We start from the raw sequence: 16,904 nt of genomic DNA on the forward strand, positions 1-16,904 counted from the left end.
TCGAACCCCATCTTCACCCCCGTACCGACTCTCGGTGCGGGGGTGAAATGGGTTCAGCGTCGGAGCCTCGGCGTCGTTGCGAAGTCTCGGTGGGCTGATCTCGTCGCCCCTACATCCTGGGTTGTTCGCCGTGGGTGCGCGACAAGTGTGGGTGGATGGCAGAGAAGCAACTTCTCGAGTTCGTCGAGACCGAGATAGCCGGGCGTGGCCGGTAGTTCGTGCCGCGAGGATGGTGGTCCTTGCTCCCGTTCAGGCCACTTTCGTGGCGTGAAGACGCTCGACGAGACCGAGAGTGAACCGGTCGATGTCCTCGATGGAGAAGCTCTCGTCACCGGTGATCACGAGCGAGGGCCGGCGCAGAAAGTGCTCGCCGCCGATCGGGACGCTCACCAGTTCCAGGGCGCGTTGGATCCATCGAACCGGCCGGATCGACGAGGCGACGTGATCGGCGAGTAGCAACGTTCCACCCGGACGCAGCACCCGCGACATTTCCGCGAGCGCGATGTCCGTGGCGGGGATGGCGCAGAGTGAGAACGTGCACACCACGGTGTCGAAGGATGCATCGGGAAAGTCGAGAGCATGAGCGTCCCCGAGCGTCAGGTGCGCATCCGGTCTGACGTCGGCGGCGCGAAAGTGTGCCTGCGCGAGCATGTCCGGACTCAGCTCGATTCCGGTCAACGATGTCCCCGCCGGGTAGTGCTCGAGATTGAGTCCCGTTCCCACTGCGACCTCGAGAACCTGGCCTCGGGCGCGACTGCAGATCCAGGATCTGGTGTCGCGGAAAAGGACTCGGTCGAGGAAGGTCATGTGCTTGTCGTAACCGGCCGCTTGCTTGTCCCAGAATCGTTGCCATCGGGCGAGACGGTGCGTCGAATCGCCGACCATCGCTCAGTGCTCCCGGCCGGGAGCGATGGGTGCCGCGGCGGTGCGTGAGGCCTCGGACTCGGGGTGCGCCGCCAGATAGCGCTTCTTGACCAGCTCCGATTCCTGCGCTTTACGGGAGTTCGTGAGATCGCGGGGCAGCATGTGTCGCACGAGGCGGCGTTGCCGATTCTCTTCCATGTACGAGGCGGTGAAGAACAGCGAGAGCAGGACCGCCAGAAGCACCATGGAGCCACGCAACCACAGTTCACCCGGAAAGAACATGAACACGGCGTAGATGGGAAGAAACGGAACCTGGCCGCGGATCAGGTGCCGAACCACGGCGTGATTGCCCGTCAGATCGTTGGCCACCCAGTCCGTCATGGTCGAGGGCAGAGTGCGGCCGAAGGCGTAGCCGACCCACTGCCACGGCAAAGGGCGGGTCCTGTTGCGGTTCACCGGGTCGGGGTCGCTGTGCTCTGACGCATCCCCAGCCGCTTCATCAACAGGCTGGCCGGGCACCATCCGACTGCGGAATACAGCAGCAGATTCCCGCCGACGAATGCTGTCAGGACATGCCAGCGGCGGTCGTGAAGGGAACCGGCGGCGAGGCTGGCAAGGACCATGGTGCCCGCCAGCGCGGGGACTGCGCGTTCGATACTCGGTCCGCCGGGGCCGGTGAGGGTGTCGGTGCATGACATGCGGTAGATCCTCGCTTCTCTGCGTGTGGTGCGGTCGTCCGTGCATACCCTAGGGGGTAGATACGATGATACCAGCATACCCCTGGGGGTACCGTGTTACGGTTCCTCCATCTTCCCGACCAGTAAGGACACGATGTGAGTTCCACCGACGTTCGAACCGACGAGAGTTCTGCAGACAACTCGCCGCCAGGAATCACCGGCGGGCCGTTGGCGCGCTTCGGTGCGCGCATGGCAGGCAACTTCAAGTGGGTGGTCACCGCGTGGCTCGTGGTCATCATCGGATTGGGAGCGTTCGCCCCGTCGGTGTTCGGATCCCTCGCCGGTGCCGGGTGGCAATCCAACGGATCGGAGTCGGTCCAGGTTCGCGAACTCGCACAGGAGCACTTCGGCGGGAACTCCTCGGCCGCGATCCAGGTGGTCGTGCATTCGGACACCGAGCAGGTGACCGATCCCGCTGTCGCGGCGGTCATTTCCGAGGTCACCGACATTCTGGCCGCCGATTCGCGGATTTCCGAGGTGATCCCCCCGCAACCGGGAATGTCGATCAGCCCCGACGGACACACCGGGATCCTCATCGGTGGAGCGAACGGGACCACCGACGAGATGGTGAAGGCCGTCGACGATCTCAAAGGTGAGCTGACCGCAGCCTCCACGGACTCGATCGAGGTCTACCCGACCGGAGCATCGGCACTGTGGAGTGACTTCAACAAGGCCAACCACGACGCGATGATCAAGGCCGAAATCATCTCCTGGCCCGTCACATTGGCGATCATGGTGCTCGCGTTCGGATCGCTCGTCGCGGCAGGTCTGCCCTTGCTGTTGACTCTGGCCGGTCTGGTCGCATCCGCGGGTGGTCTGGTTCTGCTGAACGAAATCACACCGATCTCGGTGTGGGCGATGAACTTTGCGATGATGTTCGCGCTGGCGCTCGGTATCGACTACGCGCTCTTCCTCGTCGTTCGATTCCGGGATGCGCTCCGAAAGACCATCGACGCCGGACGGATCGACCCGCAGCGTGCAGTGGCAGAAACGATGGACACGGCAGGCAAAGCAGTCCTGCTGTCCGGTCTGACCGTGCTGATCAGCTTGTCTGCCGTGCTTCTGGTACCGGCACCTGCGGTACGCACGATGGCCGTGGGCATCATGCTCGCGGTGGTGTTCGTGCTCGCGGCCACCCTCACACTGCTCCCCGCAGTGCTGGGCAAGCTCGGACCGAAGGTCAATGCCGGCTCCCTCCCGTACGCGAAGCGTCAGGTGCACCGTTCGCCGAAATTCGCGTCCTGGGGTCAGTTGCTGCACAAGCATCCGTGGCCGTTCGCCATCGGCTCGCTGTTGATTCTGGTGGCGCTGTCGATTCCGGCTCTGGGTCTGAAGGTCGCCATGCCGTCCATTTCGGTTGTGCCCGAGGATGCTCCGGTCCGGCAGGGTTACGAATTGGTGCAGGCACAGATGGGTGAAGGTGCACCAGGAATGCTGCAGATCATCGCCCCCACGGCGGAGGCGGAGCAGACCGCGCAGATCGCAGCGAGCGTCGACGGCGTATCGATGGTGACGCCGCCCATGCCCGCCATGGATGGATCCGATTACGTCATGCTGCAGGCCATCCCGAACGTGGACCCGTCGAACCCCGCACTCGAGACCACACTCGACGCCTTGCGCGCCGAGCTGCCCGAGGGAGCGATCGTCGGCGGTGCACCCGCGGAGAACCTGGACCTGCAGACCGCGTTGAACGAGTACCTGCCGATCGTGGTGTCGGTGATCCTCGTGCTCGGATTCCTGCTGCTGCTGATCGCGCTCCAGGCACCGCTGATCGCCCTGCTGGGGACCGTGGTCAGCCTGCTGTCCACCGGCGCAGCATTCGGTGTGGCGAAGCTGATCTTCCAAGACGGTCACGGGGCGTCGCTGCTCGGATTCACCCCGCAGGGATTCCTGAACGGTTGGGGCCCGGTGTTCTTCTTCGCGATGATCTTCGCAATCGCGATGGACTACACGGTGTTTCTGCTGTCGAGCGTCAAGGAACACTACGAGAACACCGGTGATCCGCACGGTTCTCAGGTCGACGGAATGGCGCATTCGGGTCGGGTGATCTTCGCGGCGGCAGCGGTGATGATCGCGGTGTTCTTCTCGTTCGCGCTCGCCGAACCACTGCCACCCAAGGAGATGGGCATCATTCTGGGTGTCGCCGTATTGCTGGACGCGATACTCATCCGCTTGGTTCTGCTGCCGGTGCTCCTGCGCCTGACCGGCCATGCCGCATGGTGGTCACCCACGTGGCTACGAGCAGTACTACCCAAGATCGGCTTCTCGCACAGCTGAGACGCTCGCACAGTCGAGATGCTCACCATGGTGGTGGCCGATACCGTCCGGCGTCGGCCACCACGACCACTCTTACCCCTAGGGGTAACCTGGAGTTTCATCGAACGAAGGACTGAACGACATGACCGGTGACACCGAAAGCATCGCGTTGGTACTGAACCGTCTGCGGCGTGCGCAGGGTCAGCTCGCAGGAGTGATCTCGATGATCGAGAGCGGCCGTGACTGCAAGGACGTCGTCACCCAGCTGGCCGCGGTGTCGAAGGCTCTCGACCGGGCAGGCTTCAAGATCGTCGCCACCGGACTCCGTGAGTGCATCACCGGGGCGGAAACAGGGGAGAAGATGAGCGAAGCGGAGCTCGAGAAGCTCTTTCTCGCCCTCGCCTGACAACGGTCCGATCACCCCCGCATCGATGCACGGGGGTGATCGGACCGAGGCAGGACAGCCGGTTCGAGATGGGGTGCTCGGGCCCGCGACGTGTCAGCTCCTGCGCGCTGGACCGGGATGCTCGGGTGGGCGGGTGAACACCACACGAGCCCAGAGAACGGTGGACAGCAGGGCTGCCACCGCCCCCAGATACAGGCCGATCGATGGACCCGCCACCGTCGCGGTCGGTGCCAGTGACTGCCGAGCCCAGATCGCGAGCACACCGAACACCGTGGTGACACCGTTGCCCGCCAAAGCCAGAGCGGCCCACCGAAAACGCCGAACCAGACGCGCGATCGAGGCCGCTACGACGGTGAACGTGAGAGTGAATGCGGTGAACAGTGTCGCCAACACACCCGCTGATTCCGCGTCGGCGCTTTCGGTGCGCAGAAGAACGTCGTACCCGTGTGCGCCGCCGGTGTGCGGAAGCACCACTCCGAGCACGGCCGCCGACACCAGAACGAGCAGATACGGGGTGACTCGGGTGATCACCACCTCCGGTATCACGCGTCGTTCGATGGCCTCGAACACCGACCGATAGTGGCTCAGGTCGCCCTCGCGGTCGTAACTGTGCGGCGGTCGACCGTTCACGCTCGGCCGGTGAGAATGGCATTCCAGTACAACGCCGGCAGTCCGCGTCTCTTGAGGAACCACATGTCGCGGCGTTCGCGGGTGGTGTCGATCAGCGGTATCGAGGGAGCCGGCTGCATCGTGTAGTCGAACTCGGCCAGAAGCATCGTCTTACGAGAGGTGGTCAAGGGGCAGGAGGCGTACCCGCCGTACTGTGCGGTCAGTGGACGGCCGGCGATGCTCGCCTGCAGGTTCTCGGCGACCACGGGTGCTTGCTTGCGGATGGCGGCACCGGTCTTGGAATTCGGTGACGATCCGGCGTCACCGAGGGCGAAGACGTTGTCGAATCTGTTGTGACGCAGTGTGTTCTTGTCGATCTGGACGTATCCGGCTGGATTCTCGGGGTCCGCTATGGGGCTGGCCTTGATCCAGTCCGGTGCAGATTGGCGCGGTACGACGTGGAGCAGATCGTAGGGTAGCTCGTCGGTGGTACCTGCACTGTTGTCGGTGATCGTCACCGACCGGCCGTCCGGATCGACAGCGGTGACTTCGCTGTTCTTGCGCACCTCGATGCCGTAACGCGCCACGACTCGTTCGAGCTCCTCGGCGAACACCGGTACCCCGAACATTCCGGGTGTGGGCAGGACGAGGACAACTCGGATGGCATCGAGCACGCCCTGCTCGCGCCAGTAGTCGGCCGCGAGGTACGCGATCTTCTGCGGGGCACCCGCGCATTTGATGGGGCCGGAGGGCATCGTGAACACGGCGGTGCCCGACCGCATCTTTTGAATCATCTGCCACGTCTTGGGTGCGAGATCGTAGCGGTAATTGCTCGAGACCTGCGGGGTGTCGATCGATTCGGCCATGCCGGACACCGAATCCCAGTCGAGCTGGATGCCGGGGCACACCACCAGGTGGTCGTAATGGATCGTAGTTCCCGAGGAGGTGCTGACCGTCTGGGCATCGGGGTCGACCCCCTCGGCGCGATCCTTGATCCAGCCGACGCCCTGGGGCATCACCGACGCCTCGCTGCGCGCACTCTCCGAGGCCGGGGCGCGGCCTCCACCGACGAGCGTCCACAAAGGTTGGTAATAGTGGGTCTCTGCCGGCTCGATGATGCCGATGTCGGTCATTCCTGCTCGCCGCAAACGTGCCGCGAGCGAAATACCGGCGTTGCCTCCGCCGATGATCGCGACTTTGTGGTCGATGGTGTGCGCGGACATGTGGTCCTCCTGTTCGAGACACGAGCTCGGTGAGCGCTGTCTCGATTTCGGTTGATGCCGGGTGGTTCAGCTCGACGTCGGTGTGGGCGCGAGCCGTGTGGTCACAACATTGGTGGTCATTGAAGCCAGGTGCACTGCATCCACAGCAGTCGTGCTGGAAGGTCATTCCGGCGTTCGAGCAGGTGGTGCAAGGGCACGTGCCGAGGTGTACGTCGCCCTCTCCTTGATTGATCGTACGGATGTACGTACATTATGGAAGAGGTTAGTCGCCAATACCGACAAACGCCACACTCGGGACGAATGAAATTTCCTCGTCCGCCCCGAGTCGGCGAGTGCCGGACGGCTGAGGAGGACGTGATGATCGGCAACCACTGCGATGTCGCTGTGAGTCGTTGCGCCTCGCTGGATCAGTCGGTTGCGATGCCCCTGGTCGCCCAGTGGAATGCCGCCCACTTCACCTCCACCCCGCAGGAATCGGAACCGTGCACCTCGCCGCACAGAACCTCCTGAAATACCCCACGGGGTACCATGAATTCTGAGACCTGTACGAACGCCACCACGATCGACAAGGAGATTTCGATGCTTCTCGAACGCATCTACGACGAAGACCTCGCCCAAGCCGGATACTTCATCGGCTGCCAGGCCAAGGGAGAGGCAGTGGTGGTCGACGCCCGCCGCGACATCGGTGTGTACCTGGACCTGGCCGATCGACATGGCATGACCATCACCGCCGTCACCGAGACCCACATCCATGCCGACTACCTGTCCGGCACCCGCGAGCTGGCCAAGGCCACCGGCGCGACCACCTACGTCTCAGGAGAGGGCGGCGACGACTGGCAGTACGGCTTCGAGGCCGAACGCCTCCACGATGGCGACACGCTGGCTCTGGGCAACATCACCGTGCAAGCCGTTCACACGCCCGGTCATACCCCGGAGCACCTCTCGTTCCTGGTGACCGACGGCGCCTTCGCCGATGCTCCGGGATACATGTTGACGGGCGACTTCGTCTTCGCCGGCGATCTCGGCCGCCCGGACCTACTCGACGAAGCTGCAGACGGTGTCGACACCCGTTTCGAGGGTGCCAAACAGATCTTCCGCAGTCTGAAGCGGTCGTTCGTCACGCAGCCGGATCATATCCAGGTCTTTCCCGGTCACGGTTCGGGCAGTGCCTGCGGAAAAGCTCTCGGCGCGCTTCCGTCGACCAGCGTCGGCTACGAACGCCGTTTCGCTTGGTGGGCCGGGTATGTCGAGCGCGACGACGAGCAGGGCTTCGTCGACGAGATGCTCGACGGTCAACCGGATGCACACGCCTACTTCGGCCGGATGAAGCGTCAGAACAAGCAGGGCCCGGTCGTTCTCGGGCCACTCTCTCCCTTGCGCGAGTACGACTCCGCAGAATTGGCACGCGCCCTCGACTCCGACGAGGTCGTCCTCCTCGACACCCGCGGCCAAGATGAGGTGCACGCCGGCGCTGTCCCCGGAGCGCTCAACATCCCCGGCATCGACAAGGCAGCCTCGTTCGGTGCCTGGGTCTACGACCCCGAACGAGAGGACACTCCACTGGTGGTGCTCGCCGAGGACCACGCCGTCGCCGACGAGCTACGTGATCACCTGCTGCGGGTCGGCATCGATACGGTGACCGGGTACGTCACGAGTCTACGAGGGCTCCCCATGACGACACCCGAGACGATCGGTGCGGACGAGCTGGATTCGTTCGACCCGGCAATGGTGCTGGACGTGCGCAACAAAACCGAACACGCCGACGGCCACATACCTGGCTCCGAACAGCTCAGCGGTGGCCGATTGCTGTGGAACCTCGACGGACTGCCCACGGGCGGTCCGATCGTGACCTATTGCCAGAGCGGCGTCCGTAACGCGGTCGCAGCCAGCGCCCTGCGCCGCGCCGGCTACCGAGTTGTCGAACTCGAGGGCAGCTACGCCGCCTGGGCCGAGCGCAACCTCGAAACAGTCTGATCGAACCCGCCCGAATCGGAGGCGGTCGTGCAGTCCGCCCCCGGTTCGGTCCGGTGCTCGCCCTGTCGGCTCGCTGCGCCACCGACGGTAGAGCAGGCCCCGGGCGAGCAGCCCCCGGGCGACACTCCTGATCCGGCACCGACTGGCCTGATCCGGGACCGACTGGGAAGCGAACCGATGACGCTCGCTACGCGGGCGGATTCACCAGGTTCGGCGCGATCTCCACCAGGCGCTCGTTCGTGGTGGGAAACAACTTTTTTCGAAGCAAGCATTGTCTCGTTGTGTGTCGGCGACGCCGACGGATGGTTTCTCGGGGACGGGGGGAGCTGCGGTCCCCGAGATCCTCGGTCGACATCGCTTCGACGCGTAGAGAGCATCACTGCCGTCCGTACGGATGTACGTACATTTGTTGTACAGTGGCCCCGAGGGTCAGCAGCCGGCGGCTCGAATTCGGATTCCGACACAGATCGACAGGAGGGCCTCTGATGGTTGAACCCGATCGCAGCGCCGCGCTCGACCGCTCCAGTGCGATGCCGCTGTGGGCGCAACTGCATGCCGATCTGGTCCGCCGAATCGGTGACGACGAATTCGCCGGCTCCGAGTTCCCGGGCGAGCATGCGTTGACGACGAGCTACGGGGTGAGCCGTCACACCACCCGCGAGGCCCTGCGGCACCTGCGGAACGAAGGAATCTTGATTGCAGAGCGTGGCCGGCCTTCTCGGTTGGCGGCTCCGCCGGTGATCGAGCAGCCACTCGGTGCGCTCTACAGTCTCTTCGCTGCCGTGGAAGCCACGGGTGTTGCTCAGCACAGCATGGTGCGTGCACTCGAACTGCGGACCGACCCCGCGGTGGCCGCTACCTTGCAGGTCGGTCCCAAGGCTCCGCTGCTCTACCTGGAGCGCATCCGTATGGCAGGGACCATGCCGTTGGCTCTCGACCGTGCCTGGTTGCCGGGGGAGCTGGCACGCGACCTCCTGGATGCGGACTTCACTCACACGGCTCTCTACATCGAGCTCGAGAAACGCTGCGGCATCCGCCTGACCGGTGGCCGCGAGGACGTCACTGCCGTCGTGCCGGATCCGGAGGATGCGGCAGCACTCGAACTCGACTCGAAGACCGCGGCGCTGTCGATCCGCCGCTTGGGCTGCATGAATTCCCGGCCGGTGGAGTTGCGGCACACAGTGATTCGAGGAGATCGGTTCACCGTCTCGGCCACGTTCTCACCGAGCGAGGGCTATCGCTTCGTGCCGGCCACGCCGCTGCACGCCCTGTAAGCACCCACTGATCCAAGGAGCGTTGTTCATGACTGGAGCACCACCGGAAGCCGATCCGGCCGCCGCATATGCACTGATCGCCGAATCGGGAGCCATCCTGATCGATGTCCGCGAGGACGACGAATGGGCTGCCGGCCACGCCCCGGACGCCGTCCATGTACGCCTCGGCGATCTCGATCCTGCTGCCTACCCTCCTGAGCAGAAATTGGTCGTGGTGTGCCGGTCGGGCGCTCGGTCGAGCAAAGCTGTCGCGGCCCTCACCGATGCCGGTCGTACAGCGCACAATCTGTCGGGCGGAATGAAAGCGTGGCACGAAGACGGCCGCCCTGTGGTCCGTGATGACGGCACCCCCGGCGCAGTGATCTGACATGGTCGCCACCCTGGCGATTGCAGTTGCCGCAGGGATTCTCATCGGTCTTTCCCTCGGCGCGCTCGGTGGTGGGGGATCGATACTGACTGTTCCTGCCCTGGTGTATCTCCTGGCGGTCGAACCGCAGTCGGCAACGAGCGCCTCGTTGATCATCGTCGGAATCACCTCGATCATCGCGGCCATCAGTCATGCGCGAGCACGGCACGTTCGGTGGCGGGCAGCGGCAGTGTTCGGAATTCTGGGCTCGGTCACCGCCTTCGGTGGATCGATCCTCAACCGATCGGTCGACCCGCAGATCTTGCTGCTCGCGTTCGCGGCACTGATGATCGTCGCCGCCGGTGCGATGCTGCGCCGCACCCGGCGTGGACACGATGCCGACCTACCGACACCGAACCCGGCCGAGACCGCGGGAACACGCCCGGGTGCCGTTGCGGTCGCCACCAAGCCCGCGAAAGTGAAGATCACCACGTCGCAGGTAGTCAAGCTGGTCGCTTCCGCGCTCGTCGTCGGCTTCCTCACCGGGTTTCTGGGAGTGGGCGGCGGCTTCCTCATCGTCCCCGCCCTGGTTCTGGCACTGGGCTACTCGATGCCCGTCGCGGTCGGAACGTCGCTGGTGATCATCTCCATCACCAGCGCGGGAGCCTTCACCGAACGCCTCGGCACAGGTGCCACCATCCCGTGGGAGATCGTCGTACCGTTCACCCTCGCGGCCATCGCCGGATCGTTCGCAGGAAAAGCCATCAGCGACAAAGTCTCTGCCACCACACTCACCCGTAGCTTCGCAGCCCTGTTGCTCGTCGTGGCCGTCTACGTCACCGTCCAGGCCTCCATGGCCCTGTAACGCACATCGTTGTGCATCACTGAGCCTATTTCTGCGCATGCAAATGCGGGCGCATCCCACACCTAGTTCGAGGAAATCGTCGATGACCGCACTGATTCCCCGCCCTGAGGCGGCCAGGCCGTATCCGATGCGTCACGAGCCGAAGGGCTCGACGCTGTTCCAATTGGTGACCACCACCGATCACAAGACGATCGGGAAGATGTATCTGGTCACCTCGTTCGGGTTGTTCCTCATCGGCGGGTTGATGGCGCTGCTCATGCGCACCGAACTCGCCGTACCGGGGTTGCAGTTCCTGTCCAACGAGCAGTACAACCAGCTGTTCACCATGCACGGCACGATTATGCTGTTGCTCTACGCCGTCCCGGTCGCGTACGGATTCGCCAATTACATTCTGCCGCTTCAGATCGGGGCACCGGACGTCGCGTTCCCGCGGCTCAACGCGTTCGCGTACTGGCTGTACGTGTTCGGATCGCTGATCGTGCTCGCCGGGTTCATCACCCCGGGAGGTGCCGCGGACTTCGGATGGACCGCCTACACCCCACTGACGAGCGCACTGCATTCCCCCGGCGTCGGCGCCGACCTGTGGGTACTGGGGCTGATCCTGTCCGGCTTGGGCACGATCTTGGGCGCGGTCAACTTCATCACCACCGTGGTGTGCCTGCGCGCACCCGGCATGACGATGTTCCGGATGCCGGTCTTCACCTGGAACATGCTCGTGACCTCGGTGCTGGTATTGCTGGCGTTCCCGACCTTCGCGGCCGCGTTGGCCGGGCTGGCCTTCGATCGACACTTCGGTGGTCACGTGTTCGACCCGGCGACCGGGGGAGCGGTGCTCTGGCAGCACCTGTTCTGGTTCTTCGGCCATCCCGAGGTCTACATCGTCGCGCTCCCGTTCTTCGGCATCGTCTCCGAAATCTTCCCGGTCTTCAGCCGCAAACCCATCTTCGGCTACAAGGGTCTGATCTTCGCCACCCTCGGCATCGCAGCGCTCTCGATCACGGTGTGGGCGCACCACATGTACGCCACCGGAGCTGTTCTGCTGCCGTTCTTTTCGTTCATGTCCTTCCTCATCGCCGTGCCGACCGGGGTGAAGTTGTTCAACTGGATCGGCACCATGTGGCGAGGACAGGTCACCCTGGAAACCCCGATGCTGTTCAGCATCGGATTTCTGATCACATTCCTGTTCGGCGGACTGACCGGTGTGCTGCTGGCCAGCCCCCCGATCGATTTCCACGTCACCGACACCTACTTCGTGGTGGCTCACTTCCACTACGTACTGTTCGGGACCATCGTCTTCGCCACCTACGCCGGGGTGTACTTCTGGTTTCCCAAGATCACCGGACGCATGCTCGACGAACGCCTCGGCAAGTGGCACTTCTGGACGACGTTCGTCGGGTTCCACATGACGTTCCTGGTCCAGCACTGGCTCGGCAACGAAGGGATGCCGCGCCGCTACGCCGACTACCTGCCCTCCGACGGATTCACCACCTTGAACCTGATCTCCTCGATCGGAGCGTTCATTCTCGGGCTGTCCACGCTGCCGTTCGTATGGAATGTGTTCAAGTCCTAGCGATACGGCGAGGTCGCCACCGTCGACGATCCGTGGGGCTACGGCAACTCTCTCGAATGGGCCACCACCTGCCCACCGCCCCGCCACAATTTCACCGAAATACCTCGTATCCGTTCCGAGCGGCCGGCGTTCGAGCTGCACTACCCTCATATGGTCGAACGCATGCGCACCGAAGCCCACGTCGGGCTGACGGGCCACACCGCCGCTGTGCGGGCACCCTCCGAAGTGATCGCCGACGGCGTCGAAGAGGGCACCGCCAGCGGGACCTCAGGGGAGAGACGGTGACGAGCGCGCGGAGACGGCGCTCGACAGGTGCCGCTGTCCTGGTACCGGGACGGGTGTCGTACGCGATCGCGGTCGCCATGGGGTTCTACGTGCTCGCGCTGATCCTGGTGTTCACCTTCCTCGTCCCTCGACTCTCACCCGGGTCAGCGACCGCTGTCACCGCTGCCGTGGTGGCCGGCTTCGCGGTGCTGCTGATGGCGGCGATGATGTTCGCAGCCCGCACACCGCTGCATCCTGCAGCGGTATCCGTGGTCCGGGACACCGCGGCGGACCGAGAGGACGACATCGTCGAGGGGTGGGCGGTGGTCCTGGGCACCGACATCGATTCACGACGGGTGGAACTGGAAGTGACGGTGCCCGGGTCCGGAACGTACCAGTGCGATGTGCGTGCAGAACGGTCGACCGTCCGCGCACTGGTGACCGGTGCCACCATTTCGGTGTGGGTCGATCCTCACCATCGCCGATCGTTGACCTTGGTCGGGGTCGGGGTCGGGGTCGGTCCGAGCATCGACGACGATATGTCCGGGAACGGGAAAAGCTGATCGAGCAACCTCGCCTGCACCCCGCGGCGGCGAAAGCCACTCCAGGGTCGCAGACGTCGATCGTAACTACCCTCGACTGCCCGCCGGACGGCTGGCTGTGCCGGTGACCGACGCGAGTGTGCCTGCGCGACATCGACTTTCCCGCGACGGAGCCCCCGCTTGCCGGCGATGGCGAGTGTGGTCGTGGTGTTGCACCTGATCGGGTGGGGGCTGTTCGTTCACTACGATGCGGACCTGCGTATGCACGGTCTGGCCGGTCGGCGCGCCGCGACGGGCGAGACCACGAAGAACGACGACTCGGGTCGCAGCCCTGGCAAGACCAGGGCTGCGGACCGCGATCTACTTCTTGGAGAACATGCGGGAGAACAATCCCGGTGACTTCGGATCGGAGTCGTGCCCCTTGCAGCGATTGGACGCCGGAACGCCCCGCATCACCTGATCGACGTGTTGACCACATCCCGCCCACGTCGTTTTCCCGCACTTCTTGCACGTGACAGCCCTGCACATGAGTCTCTCCCTCGGTCGACAATTCACTTTCAATATACCCTATGGGGTATATTTTCCGGGTGTCGGGGATGATCGGTCATCGCGGCGGGGGTCCGCCCAAGTGGGCGACGTCGTAGACGAACTGTTCGGGTACCGCGCTGGTCCACGGCCGCAGGCCGAGTGCGGTCTTGATACCGATCAGGGCCTGTGCGATGGGTGGGCACCGGCGACACTGCCGCAGGTGCGTATCGATGCGGGCCGACGCGTCGACATCGAGACGCCCGTCCAGGTAGTCCGATGCCGCGGCGAGTGTGCGCCGGCACGCCTGGGAGTCGTTTCGCGGGTGTGCGGGACCGTCGTCGAGGGCGCGTAGCAGCTTCACCCGTGCACGGTGGATGCGCTTGTACACCGCTGCGGTGGTGAGCGCGCCGACCGCACCGATCTGTGTCGCCGTCCAGCCCTCGCCGTCGTGCAGTGCCAGGACCATTCGATCCTCGACGGTCAACGTCGCCAGCGCCGCTCGCACCGTGGATCGATCGCTGAGCGCCTGCGCGACCGTCTCGGGGTGCTCGAGGTCGCTGATCGATACATCGATGTCGCCCGTGCCCGATGGTTCGGTGCGCTGAGTCTCCGCGCGTGCGGCCACATCGCGGGCACGGTTGATCGTGATCCGGTAGAGCCACGTCGTGAGCGCCGATTCGGATCGAAACGTTCTCCGGTTGCGCCATGCGCGTTCGAGGACGTCCTGCACCAGATCGTCGGTATCGGCCGGTGATCGTGTCATCGCGGCTGCGAAGCTACGAAGAGTCGTGCCCTGGTCGATCAGATCGCGCGCGAAGCGCTCGTCGTATGCCGCGCTGTCGAGGTCGGGGCTGGGGTTGGGGTTGGGCTGTTCGCGCGAGGAGCCGTGGATCGGTCCACTTCGGCGTTCTCGCCCGTCCAACAGTGAAAGTCCCTCTACAGAACTGGAATCATCATGTCGTTCGTCGAATTCATGCGCAGTACTGCCGGGCGCGCACTGCGCATCGTGGTGGGAATCGCTCTGATCGTGGTCGCCGTCGTGCTCGGCGGTGTCGGGGGCATCGTGGTGGGAGTGATCGGCGGTGTCTTCGTGCTGACCGGGGTGATCAACGTGTGTCTGCTCGGTCCGTTGTTCTCCGTCGATCTTCGAGGTCGTCCCAAGACGTCCTGAACGGGGTGTGCGGGCGGGCAGCTCAGAAATGGGGGATCACCTTGAATGCGGTGTACCCGTCGCTGCTCTGGGCCAATGCGACACCGTTCGAGGTCACTGCTGTCGGTGCGGCGCTCGGTGATGTGCCGGTGACGCGGCCGGAGGTCGCATCGATGGCAGTCACCCGCGAGTCCGACGCGCCGTAGACGATGCCGCCGACCAGAGAGAAGCGGTCGGCACCGGGAAATTGATCGGCGGTGAAACCTCGGGTGCCGTACTGCTCGAACAGGACAGCGATGCCGTCGTCGGTGAGGTCTGCGGTGGTGATCATCGTCGCCCCGCTACTGCTGTCGGCGGTCATCACCATCGGACTGCGGCTACCGCTGATCCATCGGAGCTCGGCATCGGAGAGGCGATAGACCGCCTGGATCGGTTCGGGACGGGTCGGGATCGTCCATGCCACGACCACTGCATTGCCGGCGGTGGCGACGAATCGTGCGGTCCCGGGGATCGCTGCGGGGGGCGGGGTGAGGGTGTCGGTGGACCAGGCGGTGTTGCCGGTGTCGGCGGTCACGATGCGCGCTGTGTCGCCGTCGACGGTGACCGCGTATCCACCGGATTCGGAGATCGCACCCGTCAGGTCGGTGCGGTGTCCGTCGGTCGCCGAGATGGCGGCCACGGCCGCGGGCTTTGCTGTCTGCGAGCAGTCGGCGTCGATCAGCAGTCCGGACCCGGTCAGGCAGCCTGCAGCGGAGACCGGACCCCATACGAGGTCGCCGGTGCGGGTATCGCGGGCGGTCACCGTGGCCGGTGCACCCGAACCGGGATCATCGATGTCCTCGGTGATCAACAGCTCACGGTTGTGTGTGCTCGTCACCGCGAACTCGTCGCGATCGGCGGGTACGTCCACGCCGAATCGTGGTGTGCCGGTGTCGTCGAGTACCTGCACCCGGTGCGAACCGGATGCGTCCGAGGAGTCGACGACTCCGACGAACCCGTCCTCGACGATGTGAGGCTGCGACAGGAACGGGATCGACCACAGGGCCGTGTCTCCGAAGCCCGGCGGCGGCGCGGCCGGCGACGACGGATGTGCCGCCGGATCGGTGCCCGTGGTGTCGGGAGCAGGTGAGGAACTGCACCCCGACGCCAGCGCGACGGCGCACAGTGCAACGGTCCCGATCACCGCCGCCGCTCTGCCGATACGGTGCGCACCCATCTATGCGGTGGTGCTGTCTCCGCCGAGTGCCATGATCGCGCTCTGCAGCAGTGCAGTGGCCCGGTCGGCGACCTCGGCCAGGCCCGCTGCATCCGAGAGCCCCACCATCACCTGGGGGTTCATCGCTTCGACGATCGTGCTGCTGCCATCGGCCCGCACCACCACGTTGCACGGCAGCAGCAACCCCACCTGCCGATCGGTGTCGATCGCAGCCTTCGCCAACTGCGGATTGCACGCTCCGAGGATGACGTAGCGTTCGATGTCGGCGTCGATCTTGCTCTTCAACGTCGACTGCATGTCGATCTCGGTGAGCACTCCGAATCCCTGTTCGGCGAGTGCCTCACGGGTTGCGTCCACGGTTTCCTCGAACGGCATGTCCACGCGGGTACCGATGGCCAATTCGGTCATAGTTCGTTCGGTTCCTTTCGATCGGTTCGGGTGCCGGTCACCCGATGGTCGGTGCACGGGTGAGCAGGCGTCGCCCGGTCATGCTGCGCAGGACGCGGAGGTGCAGTCGCGTTTGCGCCATCGCACGATCACCGCTGCTGTCAGCATTGCCAGGGACACCCCGGCAAGGATGGGTTGTATCGGTGCCCACAACCCCAGTGCACCCGAGGTGCCGAGCGCAAGAAGTACCAGCTTGTTGCACACCGGACACCCGACGGCGAAGAAAGTCAGGACCACACCGAGAGCGGCGGGTGTGCCGGTCCGCTCGACCTGCGCGGGTTTGTCGATCCCGAACCACAGTGCGGTCAACAGGGCCGTGGCCAGCAGAACCGGAAGCTCCCACGCCCGCACCGGCACCTCACGGCCGAAGACCGGCGTGTCGATGATGTCGGTGGGAATGCCCACCACCAACACCGTGACCACACCGGCGACGGTGCCGCGCAGTACCCGCGCCCCCCAACCCCGGAAACGATCGGACTCGGCGATCACCCCGTCACCGGAACGGCCGGCAGCATCGACGTCGAGACGGTCGGAGGTGGCGGGCTCTGTCATCGGCTGGGATCTCCTACGAGGTGTAGTTGTGTGAGTAGGGTGACACTGTGAGGCTATACCCAGATGGGTATCGCTGCCAGT

The 16,904-nt window shown here is 64.6% G+C and carries 18 protein-coding genes and 1 pseudogene; 10 read left to right on the forward strand and 9 right to left on the reverse strand.

Going from position 1 to position 16,904, the window contains the following annotated elements:
• Nucleotides 1-249 precede the first annotated feature (249 nt).
• Genes H7C86_RS18705 through H7C86_RS18715 form a run of 3 tightly spaced genes read right to left on the reverse strand, consistent with a single transcriptional unit; the run spans nt 250 to nt 1,562 of the window.
• Nucleotides 250-885, reverse strand: a complete 636-nt coding sequence (locus H7C86_RS18705; RefSeq protein WP_151097334.1) for a class I SAM-dependent methyltransferase — start codon at nt 883-885, stop codon at nt 250-252.
• A 3-nt stretch (nt 886-888) separates the two neighbouring features.
• A complete protein-coding gene (locus tag H7C86_RS18710) occupies nt 889-1,296 on the reverse strand; it encodes a DUF5313 family protein (protein ID WP_006898185.1) in 408 nt (135 codons plus the stop codon).
• A gap of 20 nt (nt 1,297-1,316) precedes the next feature.
• Nucleotides 1,317-1,562 carry a DUF2892 domain-containing protein gene (locus H7C86_RS18715; RefSeq protein ID WP_006898186.1) on the reverse strand — a complete coding sequence of 82 codons (246 nt, stop codon included), beginning with the start codon at nt 1,560-1,562 and terminating at the stop codon, nt 1,317-1,319.
• A 135-nt stretch (nt 1,563-1,697) separates the two neighbouring features.
• Between H7C86_RS18715 and H7C86_RS18720 the strand changes: the two genes are divergently transcribed.
• Nucleotides 1,698-3,878: an MMPL family transporter gene (locus tag H7C86_RS18720; protein WP_182262002.1), complete on the forward strand. Its 2,181-nt coding sequence runs from the start codon at nt 1,698-1,700 to the stop codon at nt 3,876-3,878.
• Nucleotides 3,879-3,999: 121 nt separating this feature from the next.
• Entirely contained in the window at nt 4,000-4,263 is a 264-nt protein-coding gene (locus H7C86_RS18725; RefSeq protein WP_006898188.1) for a metal-sensitive transcriptional regulator, read from the forward strand.
• Between the two features lie 93 nt (nt 4,264-4,356).
• Here the strand turns inward: H7C86_RS18725 and H7C86_RS18730 are convergent, their stop codons facing one another.
• Nucleotides 4,357-4,893, reverse strand: coding sequence for a hypothetical protein (locus tag H7C86_RS18730; protein WP_006898189.1), 537 nt, complete (start codon nt 4,891-4,893; stop codon nt 4,357-4,359).
• Nucleotides 4,890-6,095 (reverse strand): FAD/NAD(P)-binding oxidoreductase, encoded by a 1,206-nt coding sequence (locus tag H7C86_RS18735; protein WP_151097337.1) that lies wholly within the window; start codon nt 6,093-6,095, stop codon nt 4,890-4,892. Before H7C86_RS18735 ends, H7C86_RS18730 begins: the two co-directional genes overlap by 4 nt.
• A gap of 579 nt (nt 6,096-6,674) precedes the next feature.
• Here H7C86_RS18735 and H7C86_RS18740 point away from each other — a divergent pair.
• From H7C86_RS18740 to H7C86_RS18770, 7 genes and pseudogenes are all read left to right on the forward strand, one after another.
• Nucleotides 6,675-8,069, forward strand: coding sequence for an MBL fold metallo-hydrolase (locus H7C86_RS18740; protein WP_006898191.1), 1,395 nt, complete (start codon nt 6,675-6,677; stop codon nt 8,067-8,069).
• A 485-nt stretch (nt 8,070-8,554) separates the two neighbouring features.
• The gene (locus H7C86_RS18745) at nt 8,555-9,343 is read left to right on the forward strand and encodes a GntR family transcriptional regulator (RefSeq protein WP_151097339.1); all 789 of its coding nucleotides are present in this window, start codon (nt 8,555-8,557) and stop codon (nt 9,341-9,343) included.
• Nucleotides 9,344-9,371: 28 nt separating this feature from the next.
• Nucleotides 9,372-9,710 (forward strand): rhodanese-like domain-containing protein, encoded by a 339-nt coding sequence (locus H7C86_RS18750; protein ID WP_006898193.1) that lies wholly within the window; start codon nt 9,372-9,374, stop codon nt 9,708-9,710.
• A gap of 1 nt (nt 9,711) precedes the next feature.
• On the forward strand, nt 9,712-10,554 hold the full coding sequence (locus tag H7C86_RS18755) for a sulfite exporter TauE/SafE family protein (protein ID WP_006898194.1): 843 nt from the start codon (nt 9,712-9,714) through the stop codon (nt 10,552-10,554).
• An 82-nt stretch (nt 10,555-10,636) separates the two neighbouring features.
• Nucleotides 10,637-12,409: pseudogene (ctaD, locus tag H7C86_RS18760) on the forward strand (cytochrome c oxidase subunit I).
• The gene (locus tag H7C86_RS18765; RefSeq protein ID WP_064113511.1) at nt 12,406-12,951 is read left to right on the forward strand and encodes a hypothetical protein; all 546 of its coding nucleotides are present in this window, start codon (nt 12,406-12,408) and stop codon (nt 12,949-12,951) included. The pseudogene ctaD and the gene H7C86_RS18765 overlap by 4 nt, the downstream one beginning before the upstream one ends.
• A 159-nt stretch (nt 12,952-13,110) precedes the next feature.
• Nucleotides 13,111-13,329, forward strand: a complete 219-nt coding sequence (locus tag H7C86_RS18770) for a hypothetical protein (RefSeq protein WP_006898199.1) — start codon at nt 13,111-13,113, stop codon at nt 13,327-13,329.
• 205 nt (nt 13,330-13,534) lie between these two features.
• Here the strand turns inward: H7C86_RS18770 and H7C86_RS18775 are convergent, their stop codons facing one another.
• Complete coding sequence (locus tag H7C86_RS18775; RefSeq protein ID WP_182262003.1) at nt 13,535-14,380, reverse strand: sigma-70 family RNA polymerase sigma factor; 846 nt, start codon at nt 14,378-14,380, stop codon at nt 13,535-13,537.
• A 33-nt stretch (nt 14,381-14,413) separates the two neighbouring features.
• Between H7C86_RS18775 and H7C86_RS18780 the strand changes: the two genes are divergently transcribed.
• Nucleotides 14,414-14,629 carry a YgaP-like transmembrane domain gene (locus H7C86_RS18780; protein WP_006898201.1) on the forward strand — a complete coding sequence of 72 codons (216 nt, stop codon included), beginning with the start codon at nt 14,414-14,416 and terminating at the stop codon, nt 14,627-14,629.
• 22 nt (nt 14,630-14,651) lie between these two features.
• Here H7C86_RS18780 and H7C86_RS18785 read toward each other — a convergent pair whose 3' ends face one another.
• The 3 genes from H7C86_RS18785 to H7C86_RS18795 form a co-directional block, all read right to left on the reverse strand.
• Nucleotides 14,652-15,824: a hypothetical protein gene (locus tag H7C86_RS18785; protein WP_006898202.1), complete on the reverse strand. Its 1,173-nt coding sequence runs from the start codon at nt 15,822-15,824 to the stop codon at nt 14,652-14,654.
• Nucleotides 15,825-16,232, reverse strand: a complete 408-nt coding sequence (locus H7C86_RS18790) for a DUF302 domain-containing protein (RefSeq protein WP_006898203.1) — start codon at nt 16,230-16,232, stop codon at nt 15,825-15,827.
• A gap of 78 nt (nt 16,233-16,310) precedes the next feature.
• Nucleotides 16,311-16,823 (reverse strand): hypothetical protein, encoded by a 513-nt coding sequence (locus H7C86_RS18795; protein ID WP_006898204.1) that lies wholly within the window; start codon nt 16,821-16,823, stop codon nt 16,311-16,313.
• Nucleotides 16,824-16,904 lie beyond the last annotated feature (81 nt).

The sequence above is a fragment of the Rhodococcus sp. UFZ-B548 genome, assembly GCF_903819475.1.
GTDB lineage: Bacteria > Actinomycetota > Actinomycetes > Mycobacteriales > Mycobacteriaceae > Rhodococcus_F > Rhodococcus_F erythropolis.

Excerpts from the sequence above, each read along its gene's own strand:
- H7C86_RS18705 (WP_151097334.1), bottom strand. The coding sequence starts at position 885 with ATGGTCGGCGATTCGACGCACCGTCTCGCCCGATGGCAACGATTCTGG.
- H7C86_RS18715 (WP_006898186.1), bottom strand. The coding sequence starts at position 1,562 with ATGTCATGCACCGACACCCTCACCGGCCCCGGCGGACCGAGTATCGAA.
- H7C86_RS18725 (WP_006898188.1), top strand. The coding sequence starts at position 4,000 with ATGACCGGTGACACCGAAAGCATCGCGTTGGTACTGAACCGTCTGCGG.
- H7C86_RS18735 (WP_151097337.1), bottom strand. The coding sequence starts at position 6,095 with ATGTCCGCGCACACCATCGACCACAAAGTCGCGATCATCGGCGGAGGC.
- H7C86_RS18740 (WP_006898191.1), top strand. The coding sequence starts at position 6,675 with ATGCTTCTCGAACGCATCTACGACGAAGACCTCGCCCAAGCCGGATAC.
- H7C86_RS18745 (WP_151097339.1), top strand. The coding sequence starts at position 8,555 with ATGGTTGAACCCGATCGCAGCGCCGCGCTCGACCGCTCCAGTGCGATG.
- H7C86_RS18750 (WP_006898193.1), top strand. The coding sequence starts at position 9,372 with ATGACTGGAGCACCACCGGAAGCCGATCCGGCCGCCGCATATGCACTG.
- H7C86_RS18755 (WP_006898194.1), top strand. The coding sequence starts at position 9,712 with ATGGTCGCCACCCTGGCGATTGCAGTTGCCGCAGGGATTCTCATCGGT.
- H7C86_RS18780 (WP_006898201.1), top strand. The coding sequence starts at position 14,414 with ATGTCGTTCGTCGAATTCATGCGCAGTACTGCCGGGCGCGCACTGCGC.
- H7C86_RS18785 (WP_006898202.1), bottom strand. The coding sequence starts at position 15,824 with ATGGGTGCGCACCGTATCGGCAGAGCGGCGGCGGTGATCGGGACCGTT.
- H7C86_RS18790 (WP_006898203.1), bottom strand. The coding sequence starts at position 16,232 with ATGACCGAATTGGCCATCGGTACCCGCGTGGACATGCCGTTCGAGGAA.
- H7C86_RS18795 (WP_006898204.1), bottom strand. The coding sequence starts at position 16,823 with ATGACAGAGCCCGCCACCTCCGACCGTCTCGACGTCGATGCTGCCGGC.